5 protein-coding genes are annotated in these 15,774 nt (G+C 35.4%); all 5 read left to right on the forward strand.

Annotated features, from left to right (window positions below; translation table 11 throughout):
• The first annotated feature begins 26 nt into the window (after nt 1–26).
• The 5 genes from recN (at nt 27) to IEV15_RS02310 (ending at nt 15,708) form a co-directional block, all read left to right on the forward strand.
• On the forward strand, nt 27–1,679 hold the full coding sequence (gene recN / locus IEV15_RS02290; protein ID WP_188360874.1) for a DNA repair protein RecN: 1,653 nt from the start codon (nt 27–29) through the stop codon (nt 1,677–1,679).
• Nucleotides 1,680–1,716: 37 nt separating this feature from the next.
• A complete protein-coding gene (gene fabV, locus IEV15_RS02295) occupies nt 1,717–2,910 on the forward strand; it encodes an enoyl-ACP reductase FabV (RefSeq protein WP_188360875.1) in 1,194 nt (397 codons plus the stop codon).
• 153 nt (nt 2,911–3,063) lie between these two features.
• Nucleotides 3,064–7,971: a T9SS type A sorting domain-containing protein gene (locus IEV15_RS02300; RefSeq protein ID WP_188360876.1), complete on the forward strand. Its 4,908-nt coding sequence runs from the start codon at nt 3,064–3,066 to the stop codon at nt 7,969–7,971.
• A 142-nt stretch (nt 7,972–8,113) separates the two neighbouring features.
• Nucleotides 8,114–11,398, forward strand: coding sequence for a GEVED domain-containing protein (locus IEV15_RS02305; RefSeq protein ID WP_188360877.1), 3,285 nt, complete (start codon nt 8,114–8,116; stop codon nt 11,396–11,398).
• Between the two features lie 158 nt (nt 11,399–11,556).
• A complete protein-coding gene (locus IEV15_RS02310; protein WP_188360878.1) occupies nt 11,557–15,708 on the forward strand; it encodes an NIDO-like domain-containing protein in 4,152 nt (1,383 codons plus the stop codon).
• Nucleotides 15,709–15,774 lie beyond the last annotated feature (66 nt).

A 15,774-nucleotide genomic window follows, 5' to 3' on the forward strand; every position in this document is an offset into this window, starting at 1 on the left:
ATTTTATTTATTGAATAAAAAATGAAATGCTAAATGCTTTATCTATAAAGAATTATGCCTTAATTGAAAAATTAGCTATTGATTTTTCAAACGGATTTACTATTATCACCGGAGAAACCGGAGCAGGTAAGTCCATCCTTTTAGGAGCTTTAGGTTTAGTGTTAGGAAAACGTGCCGACTTAAATTCCCTTAAAAACAAAGAAGAGAAATGCATCATTGAGGCTAGTTTTCAAATTGAGAAGTATAATTTAGAAGCTTTTTTTGCTGAAAATGATATCGATTTTGAACAGCAAACTATTATAAGAAGAGAGATTCTACCAAATGGAAAATCGAGAGCTTTTATAAACGATAGTCCGGTTTCATTACAGCAAGTAACTGAATTGGGAATCTTTTTGATTGATATTCATTCGCAACATCAAACCCTTGAAATAACAGAGTCAAAATACCAATTTGAAATGATTGATGCGTTGTCTAATCAACGTGAAGCGGTTGCTGCGTTTTATTCAAAATTACAAGGATTAAAAAATCTGGAATCTACTTTAGAACAACTTAAATCATCACTTCAAAACCAAGTTAAAGAACAAGATTATACCACTTTTTTATATGAAGAATTAGTAGCTTCCAATCTTCAAATTGGCATTCAGGAAGAACTTGAAGAAGAGTTGTCCAAATTATCAAATGTTGAATTAATCAGAGAACAACTTGAAAAAGCAATAACGCTATCTGATAATGAACAATTCGGAATTTTACAAAATCTTAAAGAAGTAAAAAATCTTATTTTTAAAATTAGCACCATTTCAAATCAATATGCACAAATTCATGAACGCTTAGAATCCATTCAAATTGAATTTAAAGATATTTTAAACGAAATGAATGGATTGGCTGATACCCTTGTTTTTGAACCGGAACAATTAGAAGTAATCAATTCAAGATTACAAATCATTTATAATTTACAGAAAAAGCATCAAGTACTATCTATTGAAGAGTTATTGGATATTCAAAATTCATTAGAGGATAAAGTTGATTCTATTGTGAATATTGAAAATGAAATTGGCAAATTAGAAGTAGAAATTTCTAAACTCAACGAAGTTTTGACTTTAATGTCACAAGAATTTAGAGCCAATCGCTTGATGAATATTCCAAAACTCGAAACGCAATTAATTGAAGTTTTGAAACTTTTAGGAATGCCGGATGCACAAATCAAAATTGCTTTAAATCCAACTTCACTTTTCAATGCGTATGGTCAAGATGAAATTCAGTTTTTATTTTCGGCAAATAAAGGATCTGATTTAGGATTACTAAAAAAAGTGGCTTCGGGAGGCGAAATGTCGAGACTAATGTTAGCTGTTAAAGCAGTCTTGTCTAATTATTCTCAATTGCCAACCATACTCTTTGATGAAATTGACACTGGTGTTTCGGGTGAAATTGCTGATAAAATGGGCGAAATTATGAAAGATATGAGTAAAAACATGCAAGTTTTTTCCATTACTCATTTACCGCAAATTGCAGCAAAAGGAGACGAGCATTTTAAAGTGTTTAAAACAAATATAAACGAGGTGACTCAAACGCAAATTGAACAATTATCATCTGAAAATAGAATTATAGAAATTGCACAAATGTTATCGGGTTCTTCGGTTTCAGATTCTGCCATAAATCATGCAAAAGCATTATTAAATTAAAATAGTAAAATACAAAAAACCTTAAAAATTTATACAAATGATTATAGAACCAAGAATGCGAGGATTTATATGTTTAACAGCTCACCCGGATGGATGTGCTCAAAACATAAAAAATCAAATAGACTATGTAAAATCAAAAGGGAAAATAGAAGGAGCAAAACGAGTATTGGTTATTGGAGCATCAACCGGATTTGGTTTGGCTTCAAGAATAACCAGTGCATTTGGTTGTGACGCGGCAACTATTGGTGTATTTTTTGAAAAGGCACCGGCTCCGGGAAAAACTGCAACTCCGGGTTGGTATAATTCTGCTGCTTTTGAAAAAGAAGCACATCAAGTTGGATTGTATGCAAAAAGTATTAATGGCGATGCTTTTTCGGATGAAATTAAACAACAAACTTTGGATTTGATAAATGCAGATTTGGGTCAAATTGATTTAGTAATTTACAGTTTGGCTTCACCTGTTCGTTTGCACCCAAAAACTGGCGTGTTGCATCGTTCTGTTTTAAAACCAATTGGGCAAACATTTACTAACAAAACAGTAGATTTTCATACCGGAAATGTGACACAAGTTTCAATTGAACCGGCCAACCAAGATGATATAGATAATACGGTTGTAGTAATGGGTGGTGAAGATTGGGCAATGTGGATGGATGCTTTGGCAGAAGCAAATTTATTAGCTGAAGGAGCTACAACTTTAGCCTATTCTTACATTGGGCCATCAGTAACCGAAGCTGTTTATAGAAAAGGAACAATTGGTAGAGCAAAAGATGATTTAGAAGCTACTGCATTTAAAATTACTGAAAAGTTGAGTGCATTAAATGGAAAAGCTTATGTCTCTGTTAATAAAGCATTGGTGACGCAAGCAAGTTCGGCAATTCCTGTAATACCTTTATATATATCATTGTTATATAAAATCATGAAAGCCGAAGGTATTCACGAAGGTTGTATTGAGCAAATTCAACGTTTATATAGTGATAGATTATATCAAGGTAATGAAATTCCAACAGATGAACAAGGAAGAATCCGAATTGATGATTGGGAAATGCGTGAAGATGTTCAAAGTCAAATAGCAGCTTTGTGGGTAGAATCCACTACAGAAAATTTGACTGCCATAGGAGATCTTGCAGGATATAAACAAGATTTTTTGAATCTTTTTGGATTTGGATTTGATGGAGTAGATTATTTGAAAGATTCGGATGAAATGGTTTTGATTCCTAGTATAAAAGATTAGATTGCTTTCAAAACTGTAACAAACAGGACCTGTATTTATAGATATTGCTCTTTTTTGTAAAATTTATTAACAAAACTCACTTTTTTTAAGTGAGTTTTGTTGTTTATAATATTTTATTGATACATTTATGAGGTTATTTAAAATTATATAAATATGAAAAAAACTTACTTTTGTTTACTTTTCTTATTTGCGATAGTGCAAGTATTTTCTCAAACTACGTATTATTCTAAAAGTGCTGCAACAGATTTTAATGATGTAGCCACTTGGAGTGATACTAGTGATGGAACTGGAGCATCTCCAGCTTCAATTAGTAGTGCTGACAATTTTATTGTAGCCAATGGTTCTTTGCTTACTCTAACCAGTAATGCAAGTGTTAGAAACCTAACAATTAGTGCTGGGAGTTTAACAATTTCATCAAACCAATTAAATGTTGAAATTCCCTCTCAAAGAAATGCTTCTTTTGTAGTTAATACGGGTGGTTCATTTATTATTTCTAACGGTAACCTTAATGTTAATGGGAATGTATACTTTGCTGATTCCTCGAGTTTTACTCAAAGTGGGGGAATTATTACAGTTGATGGAAATGATACAGGGAATGCTGCAACGAGTGTTCCTGCGTCGTTGGACATTTTTGCTATTGGAAGAAATTCAACAAACCCATTTATCGGAACAGTAAATGTAACTGGTGGAACTATAATTATTGTTGACCCACACGTGCATACTGCTGTTGGAGGAGGTGCTACAAATTCAGGAACTACACCAGGCGGAAATGCATTTTACTATTTTGGTTCTGCACAAGTATCTTTTGGTGTTAACCATAATCTAAAATTTGGAGACGGAGTTTCAACAGACGCTGGTGGAAATGCGGCTTACGGTTTTAGTCATAATATTTTTCCTAGTGGAGGTAGATTGTTATGTGGAAATATAATTATTGATGCAGGAATAGGTACAAATAGATTTGTTAGACCCTTTTATACTGGGGGAGTTAGAGGCGATTTAAATATTATTTCAGGGGAATTTAGAATGCAAACCGCTTTTCATATTGCCGGTAATGTAATTAATAATGGATTATTGACCAATACAAGTACTTTAACATTAGGAACATTTGTAAATGCCATTGCAGGAACATCTTCTTCGGTACAATCTATTTCTGGTTCTGGTCAATTCAGTAATTCACTAACTTCAGCAACTGCAAATACAACCAGTTTGACCATAAATAATTCAAATCCTGCTGGCGTAAGTATTTCAGGTTATAGTTCAATTATACCACAGCCTAGTAATTCCTTTTCGGTTAGTGGTACTTTAACAATTACTAATGGAAGAGTTGCAATGGATTCAAATGCAACATTTGTAGTTGGAATTGCAACACCAACAGCAGGGACATTAAACATTACAAATGGTGGTTTTGTTAGTGGCACTACGTTAGCTAGATGGTGGACTAATGGTGGAACCGGAACCGCAACTACTGCTGGAACTGATCCATCAACACAAGCAGGTAGATATCCATTTTTAAATGCAGCGAATGAATTTAGAAATGCATTCTTGTTAAGAACAACACCTAGTGCCGGAGGCTTAATTGCAGTTACATATAATGAAACAGCTGGAACAAGTAATGTGTCATTTCTTGATGACGCTTATAACGTCAATTTAAGAACCAATGATAATTGGAGTGTTTCTGCGTTATCAGGAACACCTGCTGCTGCTTCACATGTGCTGTCTTTAATAGCCCCAAATGCTTTTGGTTTTCCTATTGCTAGTCCATCTAATGCTAGAATTGTTCGTGCTTCTTCAATTGTTGGCACACATCAACAAGGCACAACTACTCCTGGGGCTCAAAGAATTATAAGTTCATTTAGTGATTTAACCTCAGAACCTTTTTATTTAGGAATTAATGATAGTGAATTATTAACTGACTTGCCTGATTATGTTTCTTTACAATTCCCTTCTAATGGGACATTAGATTTTGGGGAAACTTTGACGGTTTATGGTCAAGTGTATGAAGCCGGGTTGACTGATGTGGCACCAAATATTGCTGGTCAAGCTCCTGGTATTCAAATGTGGGTAGGTTTAAGTCCTTTAGGTCAAAATACAAATCCAAATACATGGACGACATGGGTTCCCGCAACATGGAATTCAGGGCACGTAAGTAATAATGATGAATATCAAGCTCAAATTGGTTTTGCTCTTCCATCAGGCACCTATTATTATGCAACTCGTTTCAGTTTGAATGGTGGTAATTTTGTTTATGGAGGGATTGATTCAAATGGACAAGGTAATTTTTGGAATGGAACAACTTATATGAGTGGTGTTTTAACAGTTAATCCATTAGTAAATGATGAATGCTCTGGAGCTGTTGCATTGACCGTTAATTCAGATTTTAGTTGTACATCTATGACTCAAGGAACAATTGCAGGAGCAACCGCATCACCGGTTGATGCAGCTGCTTGTGGGGGAACTGAAAACGATGATGTTTGGTTTTCTTTTGTTGCAACGAATACAACTCATAAAATAGATTTGTTAAATATAACAGGAAGTACCACTGATTTGTATCACTCAGTTTGGACCGGTGCAGATTGTAATTCATTAACATTAGTTCCAGGCACTTGCTCTGATCCAAACACGAGTAATCCAACAGGATTAGTTCCAGGGCAAACTTATTATTTAAGAATTTATTCTTGGGCAAATGCTGTTCATAACAGTGTATTTGATGTTTGTATAGGTACTCCACCTCCACCACCTGCTAATGATGAGTGTTTAAATACAGTGTCATTATCTGTTGGGCAAACCGTAACATCAAATTTAGTATCTTCCACCAACTTAGGAGCTACCCTCAGTCCAGATACTCCTGCACCTTCTTGCGGTAGTTTAAATTTTACAACTACTGGTAAAGATGTTTGGTATAGTGTAGTAATACCTGCTTCTGGTAACGTAATAATTGAAACTTCAGCAATCATTGGAGGTCTTACAGATAGTGTTATGCAGGTTTATTCAGGTACCTGTGGCTCTTTAAGTGCCATAACTTGTAATGACGACATTGGAGGTGGAAATAATCTCTCAAGAGTAACTTTAACAGGAAGAACACCTGGAGAGATTGTGATAGTTAGAGTGTTTGGTTACAATGGTACACAAGGAAATTATAATATTTCTGCTTATGACTGTCCTTCAAACACACCAGCTCCAACAGGAGATGCAACACAAGAATTTTGTAATTCAGCAACAGTAGCAGATTTAGAAGCTACAGGAACAGCAATTAAATGGTATACTACTTCAGCTGGTGGTACTGCTTTATTAGCTACAGATGCTTTAGTTGATGGTCAAGTGTATCATGCTTCTCAAACTTTAACATGTGAGAGTTTTGCCAGATTAGCGGTAACAGTAACAATCACAAATACAGCAGCTCCAACCGGAGATGCTACACAAGATTTTTGTGATGATACTTTGGCTGATTTAGTTGTTGTTGGAACCAATGTAATATGGTATGATCTAGCAACTGGTGGAAATGTATTGCCTGATACTACCGCATTGGTAGATGGTACAACTTATTATGCTTCTCAAACAGTTGATGGTTGTGAAAGTACTTCAAGATTAGCAGTTACAGTTAATGAGGATTGTCCATTAGTTGGATGTTTAACAGGAACTTTATATCCATCTGCGACTTACACTCCAGCAACTTGTGACGGAGTAACATCAAACACTGTTGCACCAGATTCTTGGGCTGGAGAATATTCAAATATTTCTGTTATTTTAGGAGAAACATATACTTTCTCAAGCTCAGTCTCAACAGACTTTGTAACAATTTCTGATGCAACAGGAGTAACGGTATTGGCATCTGGAACTCAAGGTTTAACGTGGGTGTCAGATTTAACAGGAACGATAAGATTTTATCTACACACAGACAGTGCTTGTGGTACTCAAAATGTAAATCGAATAAAATCAATAATATGTGGTGTCGCTTCAACAGACGCACCTGATTATGTGAGCTTACAATGGCCACCGGTATTGAACATCGCTCAAGGAGGTTCAGGTACAGTTTACGGACAAGTTTATGAAGCCGGTCTAACAGATGTAGCACCAAATATTGTTGGTCAAGCACCTGGAATTACTGCATGGGTAGGTATTAGTCCGGTTGGACAAAACACCAATCCAAATACTTGGACAACTTGGGTTCCTGCAACATGGAATTCTGGACATGTGAGTAATAATGATGAATATGAAGCAACAATTGGAGCAACATTAGCACCAGGTACTTATTATTACGCTACACGTTTTAGATTAAATACAGGTCCATTTGTTTACGGAGGTATTGATTCAAACAATCAAGGTAATTTCTGGGATGGAACAGTTTATGTTAGCGGTGTATTAACAGTAAATCCACCACCAGCACCAGCTAATGATTTGTGTTCAGGAGCCGCATCATTAACAGTAGGAGTAGACTTTGCAGCAAATGCAACAGCTGGAACAATTTTGGGTGCAACTACAACATCAGGATTAACACCTAGTTGTCAGTCAAATTCTACTTTTGAGGTTTGGTATTCAGTTGTTGTGCCATCATCTGGTAATTTAACCATTGAAACAAGAAGTGCAACAGCAAATGGAATGACCGACTCTGTTGTAACAGTTTACACAGGAGCTTGTGGTACATTAACACAAATTGGTTGTGATGATGATGGTGGAAATGGATTCATGTCATTGTTGAATCTCACAGGATTAACGCCGGGAGATGTATTGTATATTGCAGTATGGAAATTTGGAGCAGCAGCTCCAACACCAACTGACAGTAACTTCTTAGTTGCTGCTTATGATGCAAATTTAAGTGTAGGTGGTTTTGATACTTCTAGTTTCAAATATTATCCTAATCCTGTTTCTGATGTATTGAATTTAAGTTATTCTCAAACAATTAATGAAGTAACAGTGTTCAATTTTTTAGGACAACAAATTATCACAAAACAAAATAATGATTTGCAAGCTCAGGTTTTAATGAGTGATCTTCCAAATGGAACCTATTTAGTTAAGGTTACTACCGAAAATGGAGAACATATTGTTAAAGTGGTAAAAAATTAATACATAATAAATACAGTTTTTAGTAACCGCTTGAGAAATCAAGCGGTTTTTTTTAACAAAAATTGTTTGAAATGTTGAATTATTTCAATTGTCGGGTTGTTTATTTTCTTACATTAGCATTCTAACACAAACTAAATATTTTATGAAAAAAATTACATTTTTTAAGGTAAAAAAGTGGTATTTGCTCTTTTTACTTGCAAGTATTTCTTATTTTTCTAATGGGCAATGTGTAAATACTATTCCCTATTTAACGGAAACTTCAAATAATTCTGGGAATGTTCAGAATATTTCAAGTTGTACTTATTCTACAGAATATAATACAATTAATGGATTAGTTATTGGCGAGAATTATATTTTTACAGCAACTTCAGATGGTGTTGATAAATATGTTTCGATAACAGATACAGATAATGTTACAATTGCACATGGTTCTTCACCATTAGTTGTTAATAGTATAACAGTAACAGCAGTGCGTTTGCATGTAACCAATAGTGCAGCTTGTGATGGTGGAAGTATTTGTCATGTCACTACAATTCAATTGTTAGCCGATTGTCCGGCACCTGTGTCTTTAGATGTGATTGGTTTGTCAACAACAGGAGCGACTTTGTTTTGGACACCTATCGGAACAGAAACAGCATGGGACTTACAATATGGTTTGACTGGATTTGATTTAGGAACTGGAACATTTCAAAATAATCTAGCTTCAGCTAATTTTGATGCTATAAACTTATTGCCAGGAACAACCTATCAGTTTTATGTTCGTGCAAAATGCTCAACTGAAGATAGTCTTTGGGCGGGTCCCTTTAGTTTTACAACGGTTTGTCTAGCTGTAACTGAGTTTGCAGAAAATTTTGATAGTAACCAAGGAGGCTTTAACAGTCAGTTACCTAACTGTTGGGAAAAAGGTGGAAATGGTACTATTTATTTAGAGAGTTTTGGAGTTAGTACCCCGTTTTCTGCTCCAAATGCCATATATATGTATTCTAGTGATTTTGATGGTCAATCATTTATTTCTTATGCGTTAATGCCATTAACCTCAAACTTACAAGCAAATACACATAGACTAAGATTTAAAGCTTACAGTACTACAGGAACAGATAGATTTTTGGAAGTAGGATATTTAACTAATGCATCAGATGTAGGTTCATTTGTTTCAATGGAAGAGATTTCGTTACCTGGAACTTCTCAAGCAAGTGCACAACAGTTTATTGTAATCCCTAACAATTTACCAGTTGGAGCTGTTAGATTAGCAATAATGAATTCTGGTTATCCTGGTAATTCAACAACAATTTTTATTGATGATGTATTCTGGGAAGCTATTCCAACATGTATAGAACCATCTGATGTTTCTGCTTCCAATGTTTTAGCAACAACTGCAACAATTAATTGGGATGCTGCATCAGTACCGCCAGCTAATGGATATGAGTACTATATTTCGGATAGTTCAACAGCACCAACAGGTGCAACAACTCCATCAGGATCGGTTGGTGCTGGAATAACTTCAGCTAATGTTATAAATCTAACTCCTGTTACTCAATACTTTGTTTGGGTAAGATCAGTTTGTGCCGTTGGAGATTACAGCTATTGGACATCAATAGCAACATTCACAACGCCATGTGCAGCATTTACACCGTACTATGGACAAGATTTTTCAACTTTTGATTTTAATCCTGATTCTTTACCTTGTTGGGAAAGATATGGTCAAGGTGATTTAACAACAGGTCCAACAGGTGATACGAATTCAGGTTCTTGGTTTTCTGACGGTTGGTTAAACAATGGGTTTTCAGGTGCTGCAAAAATAAATATTTTTTCTGATTTTATCAGGGGTTGGTTAGTGACACCGGTTTTTGATTTAACGATAGGTGGTTATCAGGTAAAATATGATGTAGGAGCAACGCAATGGGGACAAACAGGTCCAATTAGTGCAGGTGGTGTTCTAGGGTCAGATGACTTTGTTTACTTTGTCATGTCAACAGATGGAGGGACAACATGGACAACCTTAGAAACTTATAGTGCTACAAATACACCTTCAAATTTAGGGACCACAAAAGTGTATAATATTCCTGCTACAACTTCAGCTACAGTAAAATTTGCTTTTTACGGAACTAGCGGAGATGTAGCTGATGATGCAGATGTTGACTTTTTTGTAGATAATTTTATTGTTCAAGCTATTCCTCTAACTGCTCCGGATTGTGCAACAAATGTTGAAGCTGATATTGATTCAAGTTGTGGTAATTTTGAAACAGAGTTATCATGGGATGTTGTTTCAGGTAGTGATGGTTATAAATTAACTATTGGAACCACTTCAGGAGGTAACGAAATAGTAGATAACTTAATTTTAAACGCAACATCCTATAGTTTTGTCGGAAATTTTAATACTACTTATTATTTTAAAGTGGTTCCTTTTAATGCTATTGGTGATGCAGTAGGTTGTGCAGAAGTTTCTTTTACAACTGCGGTTAATGGTTGCTATTGTGTTCCGGAATACGAAACAGGAGTTGCTTTTAATGATTTAATGTCAAATTTTGTAATAAACGGAACTTCATTATCTCATAATTCCGGGACTAGTACGACAGCTCCTAGCTATAATTATTATACTGGACAACCTAATTTCACTGCGACTTTAGTGGAAGGAACAACCTACACAATTACTCCAACAGTTGGATTTAATAATCAAGCATTTTCTATTTGGATAGATTTTAATGATAATCTAACTTTTGAAGAATCAGAACGAGTAGGTTTTACTGCTTCTGACTCAAATATTAATACTACTGGCGGTGGTACATTTACAATAACAATTCCTTGTAACGCTGCTATTGGATTGCATAGAATGCGTGTAAGGATGGTTTATGCTGCTGATGGAAACACTATTGATCCTTGTAGTATCTATTTTTATGGTGAAGTAGAAGATTATGATATTACTATTGCTGAATTATCAGCTCCTACTGGCGATGCTGTTCAAACTATAAATGTTTCGTTGCCAGCAGAAGCAACCATAGAAGATTTAATTGTAATTGGAACAGGAATTAAATGGTTTGCTTCAGAAGCAGATGCTATAGCGAATATAAACCAATTACCTGTAGGGACTGCTTTGGTTGATGGAACAACTTATTATGCCGTAAGCTCTGCAGGCTCATGTAATAGTGATGCATTTGCTGTTACTGCTTTTGTAACGTTGAGTGTAGGTGGATTTGATTCATCCAACTTCAGTTACTATCCAAATCCTGTTAAAGATATCTTCTCTTTTTCATACAATAATGTAATATCTGATGTAAAAGTGTTTAATCTTTTAGGACAACAAGTGATTGACGCTATGATTAATGCAACTCAAGGTCAGATTGATGTGTCAGGATTGTCAAATGGAGCTTATTTGGTTAGATTTACTTGTGATAATCAAGTTAAAACAATAAAGATTATTAAAAATTAAATAGGTTTAGCTGATAAATTTATTAAAACCACCTGATTTTTCAGGTGGTTTTTTGTTATTTACTAATTTTAAAATTTTAATATATTCAATGTTAATTATCTGTTAATTAATCATAAGAATTAGTATATTTACTGCTTAATTTCCAAAATTATAACTTTATGAAAAAAATTACACTTCTATTGTTTTTGTTTACAATAGTATTTAGTTCAAAAGCCCAACTTGGGGTTTATGAATTTACGCAGTCTACAAGCACCTATACTGAAATTACAGGGGGTACCTTGCTTGGTACAGAGACTACTGATGATCAAAGGTTTCTTAATCCTGATGTTTTAGCTGGGGGTTTTGATTTAACGGGACCTGGTTTTCCTATTGGATTTGACTTTACATTTAACGGAGAGGTTTATGACCGATTTGCAGTAAATGCAAATGGTTGGATTTCGCTAGGTAAATCAGCTCTAACACCTTCTGTTAACAACGGTAGCTCAAGTGCTTACACACCAATTAACTCTGTAGCAGTTATTACACCGGAAGATTTAACAGCTAGGATAGCTGGCTTAGGGAAAGATATTCAAGCACAAGTGGGTGCAACTTTGCGTATTGAAACCATCGGAACTGCTCCTAATAGAGAATTAGTGGTTCAATGGAAAAATTACAAAAAATTTGGGACAAATGGTGAAGGCGATAATTTTAATTTTCAAATTCGTTTGATAGAAACTTCTAATGAAGTAAAAATTATTTACGGCTCATTTGTGAGTAACGCGAATCTCGCTCAAACTTTTCAAGTAGGATTACGTGGAGCTCCATCAAACTTAGCCACTAATTTTAATTCTCGATCTTCATCAACAGACTGGTCTGCCACAAATCAAAGTGTTGATGCCGCAGGTTCAATTTTGATGAATAATCTAATTTTTCCCTCTAATGGATTAACCTATACATTTTCAATTCCTGACTGTCCTCCGCCAAGTGGTCTTGTGACTACTAATTTAACTACAAATTCTGCTACAATTAATTGGAATCCATTAACACCCACACCAACTACGTATGAATATTTTGTTTCAACATCAAATGCAAGTCCGGTTGGTTCAGGAACAACTACAACGGATACCAATGCTGCAATCATTAGTTTATCTCAAAATACAACCTATTATGTGTTTTTAAGATCTAATTGTGCTTCAGAAACGAGTCAGTGGTACTTAGCAGGGACTTTTAAAACATTATGTGATGGGGTTGCTGATTACATTCAGACATTTGAAGGAATTCCGACTGGAGTTGGAACATTACCAGATTGTTGGTCAAGAGCAGGGACTTCGGCAAACGTTTACAATACAACTGCAAGTGTGGCTCCTATGTCGCCTCCTAATCGTTTGTATATGAATATATCTGCAACAACAACTGCTTATGCTATAGTTGCACCTTTCTCAAACTTACAGGCTGATACACACAGATTTAAATTTAAAGCTTATGCTACAGCAGCAGGTAAAATTCTTCAAGTAGGTTATTTTACCAATCCTGCTGATGTGTCTACATTTGTTTCTTTAGAAGATTATCAAATGCCAAGCACGACCGCAGCTACTGCAACAGAATTTACTTTAGTTCCCACCAACGTGCCGGTCGGAGTTTCACAATTGGTATTTACAATTTTCCCCGGAACTGCAACAACTATTTATATTGACGATATCAAATGGGAGGTTAATTCAACATGTGTTGAACCAACAGCATTAAGTGCTGTTTCAATATCAAATACAAGTGCTAATCTAACTTGGACTCCTGGGGGTTCTGAAACAAGTTGGGATATTCAATGGGGATTACAAAATTTTACATTAGGTTCAGGAACAATTGTTTCAGGTGTTTCAAATCCTCATACTCTAATTAATCTAACTGAGAATACGTCTTATAAATATTATGTAAGAGCAGTTTGTGATGGAAATGTTTTAAGCCCATGGGCAGGTCCATTCATTTTTAAAACACAATGTGATGATAAAACAGAATGGGAAGAAAATTTTGATAGCTATCCATCAGGAACTAATAGTTTACCAGACTGTTGGGCTAGAGGAGGTTCTTCAATTTTGACGTATGTTACTACAGGAAGTGTGCTTCCTGGATCTCCTGCAAATAGACTGTTTATGTCTGCAAATGGATCAGGTGCAACACCTACAGAAACATATGCTATGTTGCCTTTAGTTTCAAATTTACAAGCGAACACACATAGACTTAGATTTAAAGCATACAGTACATCTGGGACTGACCGTTTTGTTGAATTAGGTTATTTAACTGATCCTAGTGATGTAAATACGTTCTTCTTTTTAGAAGAGATTTCCTTACCTGGAAATACTGCAGCAAGTGCTCAGCAATTCATATACACTCCAACAGGAATTCCTGCCGGCGTAAAACGGTTAGCTCTTAAAAATCCGGGACACCCAAGCGGAACAACTGTAGCTTATATTGATGATGTTTTTTGGGAAGTAATTCCAACCTGTATCGAGCCATCTGCGGTTGTTGTAGGAAGTGTTTTAGCTGAATCTGCTTCAATTTCTTGGACAGCTCCTTCAACTGCACCCGCTGAAGGTTATGAATATTATTTATCAACAAGTAATGTACAGCCTGCAAATGATGCCTTTGCAACAGGTTCAGTTGGAGCAGGAGTTACTACCGCAAACTTAACTGGATTAAATCCAACGACAGTTTATTATGTTTGGGTTAGATCAGTTTGTAGTACTTCTGATAAAAGTAACTGGACTGTGATTGCTTCATTTACAACGCCATGTGCATCATTTACCCCATATTACATACAAAACTTTACAACCTATACAAATAATGCAGCCTTAGAAGCTCTTTGTTGGGCTAGATTTGGTACCGGTGATCAAACAACAGGGCCAACAGGAGGGACCAATTCAGGAAGTTGGACTTCAGATAGCTGGTTAAATGGGCCAGGATCTACTGGAGCTGCTCGTATTAATATCTACACAACAACAATTAGAGGTTGGTTAGTGACACCAATATTTGATTTAACTACAGGTGGCTATCAAGTGAAATATAAAGTGGGAGCAACTCAATTTGCAAGTACTGGTCCTATTTCGTCTGGCCCTACTTCAACTATGGGTTCTGATGATTTTGTTTATTTCATGATGTCAACAGATGGTGGAGGTACATGGACTATTTTAGAAACGTATAGTGCTACAAATACACCATCTCACCTAGGTGAATCTAAAACCTACAATATTCCTTCAGTAAATACTAATGCTGTTAAATTTGCATTTTATGGTACAAGTGGAACGGTAACTGAAAATCAAGATTTAGATTTCTTTATTGATGATTTTGAAGTGCAAACTATTCCGGTTTCTGCTCCCGATTGTGCTACTAATGTGACAGCAACCATAAATGCCAACTGTGGTAATGAAGGAACAACTATTTCATGGGATGCTTCTTCTGGTTCTGATGGGTATAAATTAAGTATTGGAACTACACCGGGCGGCTCAGAAGTTTTAGAAAATTTTGTTGTAGGTGGTCTTACCTACAATCATATTGGTAATTTTAATACAACCTACTATTTTAGAGTAGTACCATTTAATGCTAATGGTGATGCAATTGGTTGTGTGGATCAATCCTATACAACTGCAGTAAATGGCTGTTATTGTGTTTCTGCTCCTCCAAACAATGACGGACTTGGAATTACAAATGTACTGTTAGGAACTACAAATTTCCCAACCACAGATGTTACTTATTTTGATCATTCAGCTACCCAAGTTAACTTAATCCAAGGTTCTACAGCGAATTTACAAGTTACTTTTGCTACTGGTTATGCCTACAATACATTTGTTTGGATTGATTTTAATGATAACTTAACTTTTGATGCTAATGAATTGGTGTTTTCAGGAGTTTCTTTAGCTACCAACCCTACTGTATATGACGCATCTTTTTTAATACCTGCTGATGCAACTTTAGGTGTTCACAAAATGCGTATGTCTACAGGTGATGCTAATTTTAATACAACACCTAATCCATGCTATAATGGAAATTGGGGGGTTACTTTAGACTTTGCAGTGAACATTGAAGAAGACTTAAGTACTGGTTCTTTTGATTCATCAAATTTCAGTGCTTATCCTAATCCTGTAAAAGATGTATTCAATTTTGCATACAGCAACACGATTTCTGATTTAGTAATCTACAACCTTTTAGGTCAACAAGTTTTAGCTACAAAACCAAATACTACGCAAGGTCAAGTTAATATGTCAAGTTTACCTATTGGAACATATTTGGTTAAAGTAACATCAGAAAACCAAACGAAGACTATCAAAGTGATAAAAAATTAATTTAAAAATCACTTTTTCTTACAAAACCGCCAATAAAATGGGCGGTTTTTTTATATTCCTAACATT

The sequence above is a fragment of the Flavobacterium orientale genome (assembly GCF_014638005.1).
GTDB lineage: Bacteria > Bacteroidota > Bacteroidia > Flavobacteriales > Flavobacteriaceae > Flavobacterium > Flavobacterium orientale.